This is a genomic window from Halobacillus locisalis (genome assembly GCF_013694105.1).
Taxonomy (GTDB): Bacteria; Bacillota; Bacilli; order Bacillales; family Halobacillaceae; genus Halobacillus; species Halobacillus locisalis.
The window spans coordinates 267731-287681 of sequence record NZ_JACEFG010000002.1; the positions used below are offsets into that span (position 1 = coordinate 267731).

Sequence of the window (19951 nt, forward strand, 5' to 3'; positions counted from 1 at the left end):
ATTATACGCGTGGATTTACTTCTACGACTTTTTCGTCGGCTGGTTTATTTTCTTCTGATTCAGATAGCTCATCCTGCACCTTTTCGCTGGTTTCTTGTAACTCTTCGCCAGCTTCTTTAGCGGTGTCGATGATTTCTTCTGATTCTTCTTTGATGTCTTTCACTTTATCTTGAATTTCTTTTCCTTGATTGTTGTACACTTCTTGAATAGTCGAAATCGCTTCGTTTGCTACAGAGACGAATTTGCGTACTTTGGTTACAAGCGCGTCTTTCTCGGCTACTGGATCTTCTTTTACGTCAGAAGCATATCCGGAAATCGCGTCTTTCGTGGAGCGGGAGCGTTCTTTCAACTGTTTTCTTTCTTCTGAGTCTTTGATCAAGATAATTGCTCCACCGACGACGGCACCTGCCAAGATGGCGAGTGGGAGCTTTTTATTGCTTTTCGTTTGTTGATTTTGTTGTGGATGTTGTTGTTGATTCATTATGGGTTCCCCTTTCCGTAACGGTTTTTTCAGCTGTTACAGCTAACCGTTGTTTTGAAGATTGGATGATTTCATACTGTTGTTTTCCTTCAAGTAAAAGCTGTTCCTTTTTCGATCGGTACTGATGACGCACTTGCTTCGGCTTATCCTTGAAACGATGGGCAACGAGTCCGAGGGCCATGCCCAATAGGGAGCCGCTCATCCAGTCTCGTTTACTCATTCGTCTGGCTCTTCACTTGTACGGTTTTCAATGCACTTCGTTTTTGGATCAAATAGTAAGTAAGAGCAAGAGCTCCGTAAACACCTCTCCAGCCTTCCTCATTGATTTTCTGCTCGCCTTCGTGAGTGCTTTGTTTCATGGAGTGTGTCATATCGACAAGAGAGGAAGTCAATTTGCGTGAGGATTCTCCAATGTCGCCAACGATATAGAAGAGCGGGCTGAGCGCTCTGATTTTCTCATTAACGTCAGCGAGTGTATCGTTTCCGTTATTCAATACGTTCGATGTTTCGCTCATGACGGAATCCAGTTGTCCCGGTAATTGGTCTACGGTTTTCGTCACACCTTTTAAAACGCCTGCTAAGTTATTCAAGGCTTTGATCAAAAAGATAGAAACGATCGCAAACGCAATTCCGATAATGAACACACCGATGCCTAAATAATCCATTCTATGACCCCTTCCTTCCTGTTGCATTTTTTTTCGTTTTCCATTTTAAGTATAATTCGATAGCTGCGTCGCCCCACTTCATTGCTTTTACGACGCGCTCATCTTTTTCGTGGGAGGCATGAGCGACACTTTCGGCCATCCCTTGGAGGGAAGTGTTCACATGTCCAACGGTTGAACCGACATTGTTGATCGAATCGACAAATCCGTTAAGAGATTGTGATTTTTGTTCGACATCTTCAGCGAGCGAATTCGTTTTCTTCAATAAACTTTCTGATTCGCTTGTAATGCCCTGCATTTGGACTTCGACCTTCTCAAGTGTTTGAGAGACACTGGTCATCGTACCAGATGCAGCTTTCAGTGTTTTGGCTACATAAATGGCGATAAATGCAAAGGATATAGCAATAATAAGTAAACTAATTCCAGTTAATGACACGGAGATCACCTCTTTAATGATTGTTTTTTAATTTATACCACTAAATAAATGGATTGAAACAAGAGAAAACTTTCATTTCAATGAAATGTCTTGAAACAGTCGGTCGATATGTGAACGTTTTAACATGTTAAAATGTGGAATAAAAATAATGTAAACGCTTACTAAGGGTGGGATTTTACAACTTTTTATCAGAACGACGAAAGCGCTTATAAATCGACAAAACTTGTCAGAAAATTTTCACGAATTTAATTGTAAAACTTTTTATGAAAATTTATGATTATAGTAAGAATAAAAAGTCTTAGCGACATTCAACGGACGAGGGGAGTGGTAGCAATATGAACGAAACGGCATTAGAGCAGGATATTTATCTTTTTCATCAAGGGAATTTGAGGTATAGTTATCAACTTCTCGGAGCGCACACAGATGTTCAGGATGGTATAGAAGGAATCAGATTCGGCGTTTGGGCACCGAATGCGAAACAAGTCAGTGTAGTTGGTGAATTCAACAACTGGGATGGTCGTGAGCATCCGATGGAGCGAATCAATGACCAGGGTCTGTGGTTAGCCTTCGTTCCGTATTTAGAGAAGGGCACAATCTATAAATATGAGATTTTGACGCCTCATGGGCACTTGCGTTTGAAATCGGATCCTTATGCGTTTTCGAGTGAATTACGCCCCGATACAGCTTCTAAAGTATATCCGCTTAATAACTACACGTGGAATGATGAGGAGTGGATGAAGGAACGACAAGCAAGAAACCTTTATGAATCTCCGATCTCCATTTATGAGCTTCACTTGGGTTCATGGAAAAACATTGAGCCTGAAGTCTTCTACAATTTTCGTGATTACGCCGATATGGTGATTCCTTATGTCAAAGAACTCGGATACACCCACATTGAACTGTTGCCGATCATGGAGCATCCTTTTGACCGTTCTTGGGGCTATCAAATTACGGGGTACTTTGCCGTCACGGCAAGGTACGGTACACCGGATGATTTCAAATACTTTGTTGATCAATGCCACCAGGAGGGTATCGGTGTCATTCTGGACTGGGTACCAGGCCACTTCTGTAAAGATGAACACGGATTGCGACGCTTCGATGGGGAAGCGCTCTATGAATATGCGAATCCTAGTAAAGCCGAGAAAACACAATGGGGGACATTGACGTTCGACTTTGCAAGAAATGAAGTGCAAAGTTTCCTTATTTCAAACGCCATTTACTGGCTGAAGGAGTACCACTTGGACGGGCTTAGAGTGGACGCCGTCGCCAGCATGCTTTATCTTGATTTCGGTAAAGAAGATGGCGAGTGGGAGTTGAATGAATACGGGGGCAGAGAGAACTTGGAAGCTGTCGAATTCATCAAGAAGATGAACGAAGCGATTTTTGAAGAGGTACCGAATGTTTTGATGATGGCTGAGGAGTCGACGTCGTGGCCGCTTGTCAGTGCACCTACCTATATTGGGGGTCTTGGCTTCAATTATAAATGGAATATGGGCTGGATGAATGACATGTTGAGATACATGGAAACCGACCCGATCCACCGGAAATACCATCATAACTTGATTACCTTTTCCTTATTCTATGCATTCAACGAAAACTTCGTATTACCGATTTCCCATGATGAAGTGGTACATGGTAAGAAATCGTTGTTAAATAAGATGCCGGGAGACTACTGGCAGAAGTTCGCCAATCTGCGTGCTTTTCTAGCCTTTATGTATGCCCACCCTGGAAAGAAACTACTATTCATGGGAGGTGAGTTCGGCCAGTTCGATGAGTGGAAGGACTTAGAGGATTTGGATTGGGAACTGCTTGAGTATGATGCTCACGCGGCGACCAAAAGGTATATGAAGCAGCTTCATCAACTATATCGAGACATGCCCGCTCTATGGGAACTGGACCATAAAGAAGAAGGCTTCTCTTGGATTGACCCTCATAACTATGAACAGAGTGTCATTTCCTTTGTGAGAAATGGTCGTACAAGCAATGACCAGCTTGTGGTTGTATGTAATTTTACTCCTGAAGTCTATCACGACTATAAAGTGGGAGTGCCGAAACATGGCTCATACAAAGAGATTTTCTCAAGCGATGCGGAACATTTCGGAGGTTCTGGACAAATCAATGGGGTGGGCTTAGACACTGCACCCGTTCCATGGCAAGGTCATGATCAACATATTACGATGACCATTCCCCCGCTTGGTGTGAGCTTCTTGAAACGAACTTCAGTATCTAAGGAGGAAGATCATGAAAAATAAAGAATGTGTCGCTATGCTTCTAGCCGGAGGTCAAGGGACTAGGCTGAAGTCTTTGACGAAGCAGATTGCAAAGCCCGCCGTATATTTCGGAGGGAAATATAGAATCATTGATTTTCCATTGAGCAACTGTACAAACTCTGACATTGATACTGTCGGTGTGTTGACTCAATATGAACCTCTTATTCTGAATGATTATATCGGGATCGGTTCACCATGGGATCTAGACCGTAAACATGGTGGCGTATCTGTTCTACCTCCATTTATGCAGTCAGAAGGTGGGGGTTGGTACACCGGTACCGCGAATGCTATTTATCGAAACTTGAAGTTCCTCAATCAGTACGATCCAGAGCATGTACTCATCCTTTCCGGGGACCACATCTATAAAATGGACTATAGCGAAATGCTTGATTATCATAAAACCTCTGGAGCAGATGCCACGATTTCTGTCCTGGAAGTTCCTTGGGAAGACGCGAGCCGATTCGGCATTATGAATACGAACGAACAGCATAGAATTGTTGAGTTCGATGAAAAGCCTGAACATCCGAAGAGTAATCTAGCATCGATGGGTGTATATATTTTCCGTTGGGACGTGTTGAAGGAATATTTAATCGAGGACGCGGCCGACGAAAATTCGTCCCACGATTTTGGTAAAGATATCATTCCTGCTCTTCTTCATGATCATAAAAACCTGATGGCTTATCAATTCGAAGGCTATTGGAAAGACGTTGGGACGGTGGATAGTTTATGGGAAGCAAACATGGATCTTCTTAAGAAAGAGCCGGAGCTTAACTTGAACGACCCGAAATGGCGAATATACTCTAAGAATCCGAACCAACCGCCACAATATATTGCCAAAACGGCCAAGGTCAATAATGCGTTGATCAACGAAGGGTGTCGCATTCATGGAACCGTGGACACGTCGATCATTTTCTATGGTGTGCACTTATCTCAGTCATCTGTTGTGAAAGATTCTGTCATCATGCCAGATGTAAAAATCGGTAAAAATGTGACCATCAATCGCGCTATCATTGCCAAAGGAACGGTCGTGGAGGACGGAGCGGTTATTGGTGACCCGACACCAGGAAGTGAAATCACTTTGGTGGCGGAAGAAGGCAGTGTACTTGCATCCAACTATGTGATGAATAGCTAAGGAGGATATTATGGACCGTATAGCAGGTATTATTAACTTAGATCATGAACAGGATTTGCTTGATGAACTGACGTATTTCCGCTGTGGAGCTGCCGTACCATTCGGTGGCCGTTACCGGATGATTGACTTTACTGTTTCGAATATGACCAATTCACGGGTTGATTCTGTCGCCGTATTCGCACGACGGAAGTACCGTTCGTTGATGGACCATTTAGAGCAAGGAAAAGCTTGGGATCTAGACCGAAAACGTGGCGGATTGTTTATCCTTCCACCGGATTGGAATGATCCAACTGACATCTCCAAAGGGGACTTGCAGCATTTTCATAACAATATCGATTTTATTAATCGTACTTTAGCTGATTATATCCTTGTTTCTGGTTCTCAAAACATTTGTAACATCAATTTCCAAGATGTTCTGAGTGAACACAAGAAGGTCAATGCTGATGTAACGGTCGTGTATGCACGTGTCGACGAGCTATATCCTGAGCATCAACAGGCTCATAAGCTGGAGATCGATCAAAATAGTCGTGTGACGGGTATTCACAACGATCATAGTAGCATAAATGTATATATGGATATGTATTTGATCAGTAAAGATCTAATGCATGATTTGATTGAGCAATGTATTGCACATGGCGGAGAGCATTTCTTCCTCGATGGCATCAAGTCCCGCTTACCGGACTTGCACGTGCATGCTTATGAATACGAAGGAACTCACGCACTCGTGAATTCTGTGGAAAGCTATTATAGAAATAGTACGAAGCTGCTTGAGGCAGAGCAGCACGACGGGCTATTCAGCGATGATGCCCCCATCTTCACCAAAGTGAAGAACGAACCGCCTTCTAATTATCTCCCATCCTCACAAGTGACGAACACATTGGTCGCCAACGGATGCGTCATTGAAGGGCAAGTGGAAGATAGTATTTTATTCAGAGGCGTGAAAGTCGGGGAAGGTGCTGTCATCAAGAATTCGATTATCATGCAGCGGTGTGAAATTGAACCGAATGCCGTATTGGAAAATGTGATTTTGGATAAAGACTGTAAGATTTCTGAAGGACGCACATTGATTGGTGCGCCTGAAAAGCCGTTTGTCGTACCGAAAAGAAAATCCATGTAACCCTTCCTGAAGGGACTGTCCGAACCATTTTCTGGCAGTCCCTTTGTATTAATAGAAATAAAATTGAGGAGTGAATGATAAGCATGAAGGTATTGATGGTTGGTTCAGAATGTACACCTTTTATTAAAACGGGTGGATTGGCAGATGTGTTGGGTTCCCTTCCTCAGGCCTTGAAATCTCAAGGGGTCGACGTCCGTGTCGTGTTGCCGAAGTATGAAAATATGGATGACGAATGGAAGCGTCAACTCATTCACGAAGAAGAGTTGACGACACCACTCGGCTGGAGGCAACAATATGCAGGAGTCGAATATATAGAATATGAAGGAATTCCAGTTTATTTCATAGATAATGAGTATTACTTTAAGCGATCGAACTTGTATGGGTATGACGATGAGGCGGAGCGTTTCGTCTTTTTCAACCGTTCTGTGATGGAAATGCTCGTTTCCTGGGATTGGACACCGGATGTTCTTCATTGCCATGATTGGCAGACAGGATTGTTGCCAGTATTCTTACATACCCACTATAAGGAGGTTGAAAAATTCCAAGGTATGAAAACGGTCTTCACCATCCATAATTTAAAATACCAAGGAATTTTCGCTCAGTCTGTATTGCACGATTTGATGGACTTCGATGAGGGTATGATGAGAGAAGACACACTAGAATTCTTTGGGAACATCAATTTCATGAAAGGGGCGTTGAATTACGCTGATTTTATTACTACCGTCAGCGAAACCTATGCAGAAGAGATTCAAACGCCTTATTATGGGGAAAACTTAGATGGAGTACTTAGGATGCGGTCCAATGAACTCGTCGGAATTGTCAACGGCATCGATGATCAAAACTATAACCCTATGAAAGACGATTCTCTTGCTTTTCCTTACCGCAGTTCGTTAATCAAAAAAGCGCAGAACAAAATGTGGATTCAAGAGCAGTTAGGTCTACCAGTCAGGAAGGATGTCCCTATGATTGGCATCGTTTCCAGACTAGTAGAACAGAAAGGATTCGATTTGATCGGCCGTGTCATTGATGAACTTCTGTACCATGATGATGTCCAAATGGTATTGCTTGGAACAGGGGAATATCAGTATGAGCAAATGCTTCAATGGGTCCAAGATCGACACCCTACGAAAATGTCTACGAATATCCGTTTTTCAGAATCGTTTTCACGTCAAGTATATGCAGCGAGTGATCTCTTCCTCATGCCTTCACGATTCGAACCATGTGGAATCGGTCAACTGATTGCGCTAAGATACTTGTCTGCACCAATCGTCAGAGAGACGGGAGGTTTAGCAGATACAGTCAAAGCCTATGACGAGAAAACAGGGGAAGGGAACGGATTTACGTTTGCAAACTACAACGCCCATGACATGCTGTTCACAATCCGCCGAGCAGTCGAACTCTATCATGAACCTGCCTCTTGGCAAAATTTGATCAAAAACATTTGCAAGAGTAAGTTCACTTGGAAAGACTCTGCTAGTCAGTACATGGATCTCTACAGGTCGATGTTCGAGTAGTAGTAGTGATAGGAGGAAACCAAACATGGTAGTGTTCAGTGACAAAAAGGATTTTCAGGAAGCATTTAAGAAAAAGTTGAAAACCCAGTTCGGGAAAACAGTGGATACCGCAACAGAGTACGATGCTTACCGTACGTTAGGTGCGCTTGTCCAAGATCATGTTAATGAGAACTGGCTGAAGACTAGACAAGAGTACCAGGCCAAGAAAGCGAAGCAAGTCTACTATTTCTCTATGGAATTCTTAATGGGTCGTTTATTGGGCAACAATCTCTTAAATATGCAACTGCTGTCTCTTGTTGATGAAGGGTTAGAAGAGTTGGGGCTGTCTTTATCGGCTTTGGAAGAGAAGGAGAAGGACGCAGGTCTTGGTAACGGAGGTCTCGGTCGTTTAGCTGCTTGTTTCTTAGATTCTTTGGCATCCTTGCAGTTAGCTGGGCATGGCTATGGTATGAGGTATAAATACGGAATGTTCGACCAGCAAATCATTGATGGTAAGCAAGTCGAATTACCGGACGACTGGTTGTCGCAACAATTCATATGGGAAGTCCGTCGGCCAGAGGAAGCGCTCGAAGTTCGTTTTGGTGGGCACATATCCGCTACAGAAAATGATAATGGAGATCTGACGTTCAACTACTATGGATATGAACAAATCCAGGCCGTGCCTTATGATGTCCCTGTCGTCGGCTATAACAATGATACGGTAAATACGCTGCGCTTATGGTCAGCGGAACCGACGGTCGATGATACCCTCACGAAGGCGGAAGTGGAAAGTCATTACGGTCACTTCCTTGATCATAAGCGGTCACTCGAGGCTATATCTGAATTTTTATACCCGGATGATTCGAATGAAGAAGGGAAGAGACTCAGGCTTAAACAAGAGTACTTCTTGGTATCCGCGGGAGTTCAATCGGTCATTCGTTCTTTCGAAGAGTTGAATCTGCCTTGGTCTCAGTTCTCAGATCAAGTCGCCATGCATATCAATGACACCCACCCCGCTCTTATTATTCCAGAATTGATGAGGATTCTCATGGATGATAAAGGGCTCGGTTGGGAAGAGGCATGGGAGATTACCCAATCATCGGTTTCGTACACAAACCATACGACGCTCGTGGAGGCTCTGGAGTCTTGGCCAGTTGATATGGTCCGGAACTTACTTCCTCGTGTCTTCATGATTATCGATGAGATCAATGAGCGTTTCTGCCAATCCTTATGGAAAGCTTACCCTGGTGAGTTTGACAGGATTGCGGACCTTGCCATCGTCGCAGATGGGCAAGTGAAGATGGCTCACTTATCTATCGTAGGGAGTCACAGTGTAAATGGAGTGGCGAAACTTCATACGGAAATTTTGAAAAAGAGGGAAATGAAACGTTTCTATGATACATTTCCAGAGCGTTTCAACAATAAAACGAACGGGATTACACACCGTCGCTGGTTGCTTCATGCAAACCCTTCTCTCACTTCAGCTATCACCGAGGCGATCGGCTCTGATTGGAAAGAAGATCCGAAGCAGTTGCAGCGCTTGATGGAAAAGAAAGATGACCTCGCCTTTTTGGATCAGCTGCATGACATTAAGCAGGAGAATAAACGGAACTTCGCTGATTGGGTGTACCAAACACAAAACATCGTGGTCGATCCGAACTCTATTTTTGACGTCCAGATCAAACGTCTGCACGGCTACAAACGTCAATTGCTCAACGCTCTTCATATTATGCATTTATACAATGAATTAAAGTCTGACCCGACGTTAGAGATTGTGCCAAGGACGTTCTTCTTCGGAGCCAAAGCAGCATCTGGATATCACTTTGCGAAGAAAGTCATTCAATTGATCAACCGGATCGCTCATGTCATCAATAAAGATCCTGAAGTGAACGATAAGATCAAAGTCGTATTCCTACCGAACTATTCTGTATCTGTCGCTGAGAAAATCATTCCGGCGACTAATGTGAGTGAACAAATATCAACAGCGAGTAAAGAGGCGTCAGGAACGGGAAATATGAAATTCATGATGAACGGCGCTTTGACGGTCGGAACGATGGACGGGGCTAATGTTGAGATCCATGACTTCGTCGGCGACGATCATATCTATACGTTCGGATTAAGTTCAGAAGAAGTGCTTGAGTATTACCGCAGCGGCGGCTACTCCTCAAGAGAACTGTACGAACAGGATGACCGGATTCGTCATACGCTTGATCAATTGATTCATTACAGCCCGTTTTCAAAAGGTGAAACCGACTTCCAAGACATTTACGATGCCTTAGTGACGCATAATGATGAATACTTTGTCTTAAAAGATTTTGCTGATTATATTCTTGCTCAGAAGAAAGTGAGTCAAGACTATCAGCGAACGCGCCAATGGAACTTGAAGAGCTTAGTGAATATAGCCCAGTCAGGTGCCTTCTCGAGTGATCGGACAATCCAAGAGTACGCCCGCGATATCTGGCAAATCGATCGTGTTCAATCGTTAAAGTGATGGTTTAGGGGGCCGTTTTGTGAAACAAAAAGATATGTATCACCATAGCTTTGAGGAAGCGTACAGGGAGCCTTTCGGTGCTGCACCGAGGGGTTCCTCCGTTTCCTTAACCATTGATATCCACACTCATTTTGATGTTTCGTATGTGATTTTGCATTATATTCTTGATCGAAAAGACGAAGGAAAGATAAAAGAAATGGACCTGTATAGTGAAGAGCATCACTACAATTCATTTGAAACTACCGTGCAAATGCCGGAGGATCCACAACTCGTCTGGTATTACTTTGAAGTCGTGTTGCACGATCGCACGCTTTTCTATGGTCGTCATAATATTTTTGAAAGTGGAGAAGGGCGTGTGTATGATCACATTCCTCCATCCTGGCAAATTACCGTCTATGATCCTCAATACGAAACCCCGGATTGGTGGAAAAATGCGACGATGTATCAAATCTTCCCTGACCGTTTTTATAGTGCTGGAGAAGTGGACCCTGCAAAAGCACCTAAAACGAGCCTCATCCATGCGCATTGGGAGAATGACCCCGTATATATTCGTAATGAACGAGGCGAAGTCATTCGGTGGGACTTCTTCGGTGGAAATTTGAAAGGTATCATAGAGAAGCTCGACTATATTGCATCCTTAGGGGTCTCCGTAATCTATTTGAATCCGATTTTTGAAGCGGAGAGCAATCATAGATATGATACCGGTGACTACCATTCGATCGATTCATTGCTTGGGACGAAGGAAGATTTCGAGTACTTAATTCAGGAAGCCAAGAAGAAAAATATCGAAATCATGTTAGATGGAGTGTTCAGCCATACGGGCAGCAATAGCATCTACTTCAATCGTGAAGGTGAATATGATTCACTTGGTGCTTATCAATCCAAGGACTCTCCTTACTATCCTTGGTATTCATTTCATCATTATCCCGACGAATACAACGCTTGGTGGGGTGTCGGCACGCTGCCAACCTTGAATAAAGAGAATAAAGATTACCAGGACTTCCTGATTCACAAGGATGATAGTGTGATACAAGCGTGGCAGAAATCAGGAATGAATCATTGGCGTCTGGACGTTGCGGATGAATTGAGCGATGACTTGATCCGTCAAATCTATCAGCAACTGAAGAAGAAGGATGAAGATAGTGTATTACTAGGTGAAGTGTGGGAAGATGCCTCGAATAAGACGGCCTACGGTTATCGTAGGGATTACTTCCTAGGCGGGGTTCTGGACTCTGTCATGAACTATCCATTACGTCGTGTCATGCTTGATTTTATGAAGGGTGAACTCGATGCAACGTCTGTCCATAAACGATTGACGACACTTTGTGAGCACTATCCTAAGGAATACTTTTATGCTCTGATGAATATGCTGTCCAGTCATGATGTGGAGAGGATTTACACCATGTTAGAAGGGTATCTCCCTGATGAATGGACTGAAGAAAAAAGGAACGAATTAGTAACGAGGCAAGTGAAAGCATTGAGTTTATGGTTATATGCTTTTCCAGGTGTCCCATCTCTTTATTATGGAGATGAGGCAGGCCTCGACGGTGGGGCGGATCCGGATAACCGTAAGCCATACCCATGGGGAAGAGAAAATGAAGAGCTACTCTCCTGGTATAAGCAAATAGGGGAATGGCGCAATTCTCATGTGGTATTACGAACAGGCCACTGGCAGTCGTATGATGTGAATGAAGACGTCTACGGTTTCGAAAGGTGGATTAAGAACGGGGTAGATGCCTTTGGAAAACCAGCGAGCGATGAACGCGTGCTGTTTCTCTTTAATCGCAATCCTGACAAGAAACATAAAGTCACGGTAGCTGTAGAAAAAGGAAAATGGCAGCATCTCGAGAATAAAAAACGGATTTTCAGGGCGCGTCAAGGTGAACTCAAACTAGAACTAGAGCCGAATGAAAGTTTTCTATTACGATTCATGCAATAAAAGGAGGCTGACCTATGGGCTTTTTAGATGGATTGATGGGCAATGCCAGTGAAGTGGATGTACAAAAGCTAGAAAAAGAGATCGGTGATTTATTGGTGGATGGAGAAGAAATTGAAAGTGGCTACAAAGTATTGAGAGATTCCTTCATCTTCACGAACAAACGCTTGTTGCTCGTTGATAAACAAGGGATGACGGGTAAAAAGGTGGAGTATCACTCGATTCCATATAAAAGCATCACCCATTTCAGCGTGGAAACCGCAGGAAGCTTCGATATGGATTCAGAATTGAAGATTTGGTTATCAGGAACCAACGAACCAATCGGCAAGCTTTTCAAGAAAGACAGTCCGATTGAAGAAGTGCAGACAACGTTAGCCACTTATGTTCTGTAAAAGTGTTTCACGTGAAACAAAAGAGTCGGACAAATGTTAAGCTGAAAGAATTAGTGAATATTACCTCCTCCTGGGATTTCCTTGGGGGAGGTTGTTTGCTATAACTTGAATTCTCCTCTATTTTCATCCAGAATCAATAGTGAAAGCGTTATCACCAGGAGGGCACATTATGAAGCTTGAATTGTCTCAAAAACAAACAATGAATGTTATGATGACCACCGAAATGCGGCAAGCCATATCGTTGCTGCAGTACTCGGCTCTTGACTTACATGCGTATGTTCAAGAAGTGGCTTTAGAAAATCCCCTATTACAAGTTGAAGAACCTCCCTTTCATGGAGGCTATTTTAATACGCTGGAAGCTGATCCCGCGGAATTTTGGCAGGAAAGAGAAAAGCCATGGCGGGACATGTTGACGGAGGAAGTGCTTTGGATGATTCAAAGCACTCAAATGAAAAACGTCATGCACGATATCATTCTCAACTTGAATGATCGTGGGTATTTACCGGTAGCTGTTGACGAGATTGTTCATCGGAACGGTACATCCAGGAAGGTTGTAGAAGATGCAATTGAGCAGCTGAAACAATTTGAGGGACGCGGGTTTGGCTGTGCAACTGTTCAGGAATATTTATTGCAACAAGTTGCGAGACAATCCTCCCCCTCCCTTCGTATCTATACGATGATTCAGCATCATTATCAATCTGTGCTAGAGCGGGATCGGGATGCGTTACATAAGAATGCAAAGATGAGTTATGAAGAAATAGACCGTGTTTACCATTGGCTGCAATCGATTACTCCTTATCCTTCTTTCGGTTATGAGAAAGAGAAAGTGGCATACGTTGTTCCTGAATTAACCGTAAAAAAACAGCAAGACACTTGGAAGATTTCATCTATAGACAATTTGCTTCCCTCTATTGAGATGGACGTATCACTGATGACTTCAACGGACGATGAGGAAGCAAATAATTATCTCAGTCGATGCCATAACCAAGCGTTATGGCTATTGAGGAGTCTGGAAAAGAGGAAAGCGACGATTGTGCGGATTACGGAGGCAATTGTCAGGAGGCAGGTTGATTTTTTGGAGAATGGATACTTGAAGCCGATGACGTTACGAGAGCTTGCAGAAGATATAGGGGTTCATGAGTCGACGGTCAGCCGTGCCATCGCTAATAAATCGATTCAGACACCGAGGGGTACGATAGACCTGAAATCCTTTTTCACAAGTAAATTAAAAAAAGAGTCTGGTGATGATGTATCGAGTAGCTATGTAAAAGCCGCGATTCGATTGTTGGTTGAAGATGAGGTGAGGGGACAGCCGCTTTCTGATCAAAAGATTGCCAATCGACTAAATGAACATCAGCGTATTTCTATTTCGAGAAGAACCGTAGCGAAATATAGAGAATCTATAAATATTCCGTCTTCGTCAAAACGTAAGAAACTAGCTTTTCAGCCTGCCTTTACTATGTAAGAGATGACTAGATAAGGTATAAAATGCCTGTATAGGTCCACTTGGTTCAAATCTATGCTTAAGTCCTTCGAAAATCGGGGATAGATATATAGATATAGCCCCTAAGGAGGACGGTCCGTCGTGAAAAAAATTGTAGATTATGCTAAAGAAGTTGTGGCTGAATTTCAAAAAGATAACATACCATTGCTTGGCGCTGCTCAAGCTTATTATTACTTACTCGCTATCGTACCGATGTTGATTTTGTTATTGTCCATTCTTCCGTATTTGAATATTGAAGCGGAATCAGCGATCAATGCCATCAGTCAGGTGATTCCGGATGATACCGCCGAGGTGTTCAGAGAGAATATCGTGAGCATCGTAGAGCAGCCCAAGGGTGGACTGCTCACTATCGGAATCTTAGGTACGATATGGTCCGCATCGAACGGGATCAATGCGTTCATACAATCGGCAAACCTTGCCTATCACGTCGAAGAGACACGCTCATTTATCAAGGTACGTTTATTATCGATTGTGCTGACGCTCGGCATGATTATAGCGATTGTAGTGGCCTTGGCACTCCCGGTATTCGGTGATGTGATCATTGACTTGATCAATAGAGCAGTCAACCTGCCATCCGAGACGGTTATTTTGTTCCAATTCCTTCGATGGATAATAAGCGTCCTTGTAATGGGAGCTATTCTTTTAGCTCTATACCGATTTGCGCCGAATAAGAAGATTCCATTTAAACATATCCTGCCAGGTGCTTTATTGACCGCTGTGCTTTGGCAGTTGATTTCGTTAGCGTTCTCCTTTTATATTAGTAACTTCGGAAACTATTCAGCGACGTATGGAAGTTTAGGAGGCATCATTATTCTGATGCTTTGGTTCTTCCTGACAGGGATTATCCTTATGGTCGGAGCCGAGATCAACGTCGTCTATCACCGCCGGAATAATGACCATGAAAAAAAGATTGCTTAACTAGAAACCTCCACCATTTAGGTGGAGGTTTTTTCAGTGTGTTTTGAAATCTGCTATCGGTTCTACCAAAATGAGAAGATCCGGTGGCGTGGAAACGACTCCCTTTCCGCAGGAGGCGGTGAGCTTCCTCGATCGCTACGCGACCCGCGGTATTCTCACATGAACTAACAGAACCGTTCCACTAACTTCTTCAACAGACTGTAGAAACCTCTACTATTACGGTGGAGGTTTTTTTGTATGTTCATTCATTTTATGCGTTTTTTATACATTGAAAGTTGTGGAAAGGGAAAGAAATCAAAAAAAATTTAAAAAACTCATCAGAAATTTGGTTGCGCTTACATTATCTTAAACATAGCATTCCGGCTAAAATAATTTTCAGTTTTTTCGTAAAATTACCCTCTGTTCACGCTATTAGCGCGTGAATCCTCGTTTTTTTCGTGATATACTAGTAAAAAACTGAAAAGACGGAATCTTTTTATTTTTGTATGTGACCTTTAAGAACAGACTGCTAGGGGGAATGAATATGCAAAAACATGGATATCCAGTTCCACAGGGGTTGTATCATCCAGAGAATGAACACGAAGCTTGTGGTATTGGTGTACTTGCAAATATTGATGGAACGAAATCACATAGCATTGTAGAAAATGCGATTACGATTTTATGTAACTTGGAGCACCGCGGAGGTCAGTCTGCGGACGTTAGTACAGGAGACGGAGCAGGGATCCTCACTCAAATTCCTCATCGCTTCTTCCAAAACCAATGTGAAAAAGAAGATATAGAACTGCCTGAGGCCGGGGAATACGGCGTAGGAATGGTTTTCCTTCCAGAAGACCATGAAACAAGAATGGAATGCAAGCGTAACTTCGAACGCATCGTACAAGAAGAAGGACAACAGTTCCTTGGTTGGCGTACAGTGCCGATCAATGATTCATTTGTTGGTGATGATGCTAAGAAAACCAAACCATTTATCCGTCAGGCCTTTATCGCTCCGTCTTCAAAGGTCCAGACTCAAATGGATTTGGAGCGACGTTTATATATTATCCGCAAACGTGCGGAAGCAGAAATTGCCAACAAAGAAGGATACGACGACTTCTACATTTGTAGTTTGTCTTCGTCCACGATTGTGTACAAAGGGATGCTGATTCCGGAACAGTTGGATTCTTTCTATATCGATTTGAACCACCCAGACTTTAAAACAGCCCTTGCTTTAGTACACTCCCGTTTTAGTACAAACACGTTCCCGAGTTGGAAACGTTCACACCCGAACCGCTATACCATTCACAACGGTGAATTCAATACATTACGAGGTAACGTCAACTGGATGAGAGCGAGGCAAGAACTTTGTTCCTCTGAATACTTTAGTGACGAGGATTTAGAAAAACTGTTGCCTGTCATTGATTCTAATGGTAGTGACTCCTCTATGTTCGATAATGCCTTCGAATTTCTCCATCTCTCTGGACGTTCGCTCTCCCATACAGCGATGATGATGGTGCCAGAACCATGGTCCAATGACGAGACCATCCAGGAAGATAAGAAGAACTTCTACGAATACCATAGTTGTCTGATGGAGCCATGGGATGGACCGGCTGCATTAGCCTATACAAACGGAAAGCAAATCGGGGCTTGCCTTGACCGTAATGGTTTGAGACCAGCTCGTTATTACGTCACCAAAGGCGGCATGATCGTGCTCGGTTCAGAAGTAGGAGCACTTGATATTTTTGCGGATGACATCTTGTACAAAGACCGTCTCCACCCAGGTAAAATGCTGCTCGTCGATCTCGAAGAAGGTAAAATCATTCCCGATGAAGAGATCAAGTTGCAAATTGCCCGTGAACATCCATATAAAGAATGGATTGAAGAACATAAATTCGATTTAGAAGATCTTCCAGAACCAGTGGATACGTTCCGCCCTGTCGACAACCTAGTCGAACAGCAATTGGCATTCGGATATACAACAGAAGAATTAAACCGGATTCTTATGCCGATGGTGACAGATAAGAAAGACCCGGTCGGTTCGATGGGATATGATTCTCCACTTGCGGTGTTATCTAAGAAACCACAGCTATTATATAGTTACTTTAAGCAGTTGTTCGCTCAAGTCACGAACCCGCCGATTGACGCGATTCGTGAGAAGTTGATCACGATGGTAGAGACGACCATAGGAGCAGAAGGGAACCTAGTCGACCCTAAGCCGGAGAGCTGCCGACAAATCCGCTTGAAAACACCGATTTTGAAAAACGAACAATTGGAGCAATTGCGTCAACAGAATATTGATGGTTTCAAAGCGACTACTTTGTCCGTTTTATTTGATGCGCAAGAAAATCAACTAAAACCAGCGATGGACCGTTTGTGCGAAGAGGCGGATCGGAAGGTGGAAGAAGGGACGACTTTGATTATTCTTTCTGACCGTGGTGTCAGTAAAGAAAAAGCAGCGATTCCTGCTTTACTTGCGGTCTCTGGATTACACCACCATTTGATTCGTCAAGGCACGAGAACGAAAGTCAGTATTCTCATAGAGTCCGGGGAAGCACGAGAGGTGCATCATTTTGCTACATTGCTTGGTTACGGTGCAGAAGGAATCAATCCGTACCTTGCGTATGAAACCTTTGATGAGATGATCAGTCGTGGAGAACTCCCGGTCGAATCATTAGATGTTGCTGTGGACACGTATGTCAATGCGGCGACAGATGGAATCATTAAAGTCCTTTCCAAAATGGGGATTTCGACGATACAAAGTTACCGTGGCGCTCAAATCTTTGAAGCGGTAGGTATTCATAAAGACGTCATCGATCAATATTTCACTCGTACAGCGTCCCGCTTAGGTGGAATCGGAATAGACATTATTGAAAAAGAAGTATTGATGCGTCATGAAGTTGCCTTTAGAGAGCAACGAGGAGGAAATCGCACGTTAGAAGCAGGTGATGACTTCCAGTACCGTCAAAACGGGGAAGATCACCAGTATAATCCCCAGACGATTGCGACGCTTCAGCATGCATGCCGAAGCAATGATTATGACCTGTTCAAGCAATATTCAAATATGCTCACAGATGATAAACAGAATCTTCAATCGTTGAGAGGATTACTCTCCTTTAAGAAACGTCCTTCCATTCCACTTGAAGAGGTTGAATCCGTTGAGGATATTACAAGACGATTCAAAACAGGTGCGATGTCTTATGGTTCCATCAGTCAGGAAGCGCACGAAGCACTGGCTGTGGCGATGAACCGTATTGGTGGACGAAGCAACTCAGGAGAAGGTGGCGAAGACCCGAACCGCTTTACGCCGGAAGAAAACGGTGATTCTAAGCGAAGCTCGATTAAACAGGTGGCTTCCGGACGTTTCGGTGTATCCAGTCACTATTTGGTCAATGCGGATGAAATCCAGATCAAAGTTGCTCAAGGAGCGAAACCGGGAGAAGGCGGGCACTTACCAGGTAAGAAAGTGTACCCATGGATTGCGGAAGTACGTGGCTCAACGCCAGGTGTCGAGTTGATTTCACCACCTCCTCACCACGATATTTACTCGATTGAGGATTTGGCTGAACTGATTTATAACTTGAAGAACGCGAATCCGAAAGCACGCGTCAGCGTCAAGCTCGTATCGGCGGTTGGTGTCGGAACCATTGCTGCAGGTGTTGCAAAAGGACGCGCTGATCTTGTATTGATCAGTGGTTACGACGGAGGAACCGGTGCAGCGCCTCGGACAAGCATTAAGCATACAGGCCTACCATGGGAAATCGGCTTAGCGGAGACCCACCAAACGCTTGTGTTAGACCGCTTGCGTGACCGTATTGTCGTAGAGACAGACGGGAAGATGATGACCGGCCGTGACGTCGTTGTCGCTTCTTTACTTGGGGCAGAAGAATATGGGTTCTCAACAGCTCCCCTTGTCGTTCTTGGCTGCGTCATGATGCGCGTTTGTCACTTGAACACGTGTCCAGTCGGGGTTGCCACACAAGATCCAGAGCTTCGTAAGAAATTCACTGGTGAAGCCGATCATTTAGAGAACTTCATGCGCTTCATTGCACAAGAAGCACGTGAGCTGATGGCTGAACTCGGTTTCCGTACGATCAATGAAATGATTGGCCGTACCGATGTTCTAGAAGCAAATGAAGCGGTCGATCACTGGAAAGCGAAAGGCGTCGATTTGTCTGCCTTACTTTATCAACCAGATGTACCGGCTGATTATGGTCGTTTTGCAACGAGGAAACAAGACCATGGATTGGATAAGACCCTGGACGTAGAAGAATTGATTCCGATGTGTAAACACGCGATTGAAACAGGGGAGCCTGTTGAAGGAACCGGATCCATCCGAAACATTCACCGTGTGACCGGTACCATTCTTGGAAGTGAGATTACGCGTCGTTGGGGTGAACAAGGTTTACCTGAAGATACGATTCAATTGAAGTTCAAGGGATCGGCTGGTCAAAGTTTCGGTGCCTTTATTCCGAAGGGACTGACGCTGCGACTCATCGGCGATTCCAATGATTATGTTGGTAAAGGGTTGTCGGGAGGAAAAATCATCGTTCATCCTTCACCGAAGTCATCGTTCGTACCGGAAGAGAACACGATTATCGGGAACGTTTCGTTCTACGGTGCATCTGGCGGTGAAGCGTATATCAACGGACTCGCAGGCGAACGTTTCTGTGTCCGTAACAGCGGGGCAGAAGTCGTCGTTGAAGGAATCGGTGATCACGGTTGCGAATACATGACAGGTGGTAAAGTGGTCGTTCTTGGTGGAACGGGTCGTAACTTTGCCGCAGGGATGTCCGGAGGAGTCGCTTACGTGCTTGATGAAACGGGGCAATCCTTCGAAACGAAGTGCAATAAGGAGCTTGTGCTATTGCAGCAGCTATCCGACTCTCAAGAAATTCAAGAGCTATATACTATGATCGAAAAGCACGTCCACTATACAGGAAGTCCGTTAGGTGAACGTATTATGAATAATTGGAGCGAGTATGTATCCAAGTTTGTTCGTGTCATTCCACGTGACTACATGACGATGCAAGAGCGTATTAAGAACTTGAAAGATAGCGGTATGGAGAAATTTGATGCAGAAATGACGGCCTTTGAAGAGCGAAACAAGCCGGTAGAAACCGTAAAATAATTTCGGAAGGAGCGA

Annotated in this window: 14 protein-coding genes; 10 read left to right on the forward strand and 4 right to left on the reverse strand. The window is 43.9% G+C overall.

The window, feature by feature from the left end; all coding sequences use genetic code 11:
- Nucleotide 1: 1 nt before the first annotated feature.
- Genes H0266_RS08620 through H0266_RS08635 form a run of 4 tightly spaced genes read right to left on the reverse strand, consistent with a single transcriptional unit; the run spans nt 2 to nt 1579 of the window.
- A complete protein-coding gene (locus tag H0266_RS08620; protein WP_181472004.1) occupies nt 2-481 on the reverse strand; it encodes a hypothetical protein in 480 nt (159 codons plus the stop codon).
- Complete coding sequence (locus H0266_RS08625) at nt 432-701, reverse strand: hypothetical protein (protein WP_181472005.1); 270 nt, start codon at nt 699-701, stop codon at nt 432-434. The genes H0266_RS08620 and H0266_RS08625 overlap by 50 nt, the downstream gene beginning before the upstream one ends.
- Nucleotides 694-1146 (reverse strand): DUF948 domain-containing protein, encoded by a 453-nt coding sequence (locus H0266_RS08630; protein ID WP_181472006.1) that lies wholly within the window; start codon nt 1144-1146, stop codon nt 694-696. The genes H0266_RS08625 and H0266_RS08630 overlap by 8 nt, the downstream gene beginning before the upstream one ends.
- A 1-nt stretch (nt 1147) precedes the next feature.
- A complete protein-coding gene (locus H0266_RS08635) occupies nt 1148-1579 on the reverse strand; it encodes a DUF948 domain-containing protein (RefSeq protein WP_181472007.1) in 432 nt (143 codons plus the stop codon).
- Nucleotides 1580-1914: 335 nt separating this feature from the next.
- Between H0266_RS08635 and glgB the strand changes: the two genes are divergently transcribed.
- The 10 genes from glgB (at nt 1915) to gltB (ending at nt 19936) form a co-directional block, all read left to right on the forward strand.
- Entirely contained in the window at nt 1915-3831 is a 1917-nt protein-coding gene (gene glgB / locus H0266_RS08640; RefSeq protein ID WP_181472008.1) for a 1,4-alpha-glucan branching protein GlgB, read from the forward strand.
- Nucleotides 3821-4981, forward strand: coding sequence for a glucose-1-phosphate adenylyltransferase (locus H0266_RS08645; RefSeq protein ID WP_220127211.1), 1161 nt, complete (start codon nt 3821-3823; stop codon nt 4979-4981). The genes glgB and H0266_RS08645 overlap by 11 nt, the downstream gene beginning before the upstream one ends.
- Before the next feature lie 10 nt (nt 4982-4991).
- Entirely contained in the window at nt 4992-6098 is a 1107-nt protein-coding gene (glgD, locus tag H0266_RS08650) for a glucose-1-phosphate adenylyltransferase subunit GlgD (protein ID WP_181472009.1), read from the forward strand.
- Between the two features lie 83 nt (nt 6099-6181).
- On the forward strand, nt 6182-7612 hold the full coding sequence (gene glgA / locus H0266_RS08655; protein WP_181472010.1) for a glycogen synthase GlgA: 1431 nt from the start codon (nt 6182-6184) through the stop codon (nt 7610-7612).
- Nucleotides 7613-7643: 31 nt separating this feature from the next.
- Nucleotides 7644-10082 carry a glycogen/starch/alpha-glucan family phosphorylase gene (locus H0266_RS08660; protein WP_181472808.1) on the forward strand — a complete coding sequence of 813 codons (2439 nt, stop codon included), beginning with the start codon at nt 7644-7646 and terminating at the stop codon, nt 10080-10082.
- 19 nt (nt 10083-10101) lie between these two features.
- A complete protein-coding gene (locus H0266_RS08665; RefSeq protein WP_181472011.1) occupies nt 10102-12021 on the forward strand; it encodes an alpha-amylase family glycosyl hydrolase in 1920 nt (639 codons plus the stop codon).
- A 14-nt stretch (nt 12022-12035) separates the two neighbouring features.
- Entirely contained in the window at nt 12036-12410 is a 375-nt protein-coding gene (locus tag H0266_RS08670) for a PH domain-containing protein (RefSeq protein WP_181472012.1), read from the forward strand.
- Nucleotides 12411-12579: 169 nt separating this feature from the next.
- Complete coding sequence (gene rpoN, locus H0266_RS08675; protein WP_181472013.1) at nt 12580-13875, forward strand: RNA polymerase factor sigma-54; 1296 nt, start codon at nt 12580-12582, stop codon at nt 13873-13875.
- A 120-nt stretch (nt 13876-13995) separates the two neighbouring features.
- Nucleotides 13996-14832: a YhjD/YihY/BrkB family envelope integrity protein gene (locus H0266_RS08680; RefSeq protein WP_181472014.1), complete on the forward strand. Its 837-nt coding sequence runs from the start codon at nt 13996-13998 to the stop codon at nt 14830-14832.
- A gap of 523 nt (nt 14833-15355) precedes the next feature.
- Nucleotides 15356-19936: a glutamate synthase large subunit gene (gene gltB, locus H0266_RS08685; protein WP_181472015.1), complete on the forward strand. Its 4581-nt coding sequence runs from the start codon at nt 15356-15358 to the stop codon at nt 19934-19936.
- Nucleotides 19937-19951: the final 15 nt, after the last annotated feature.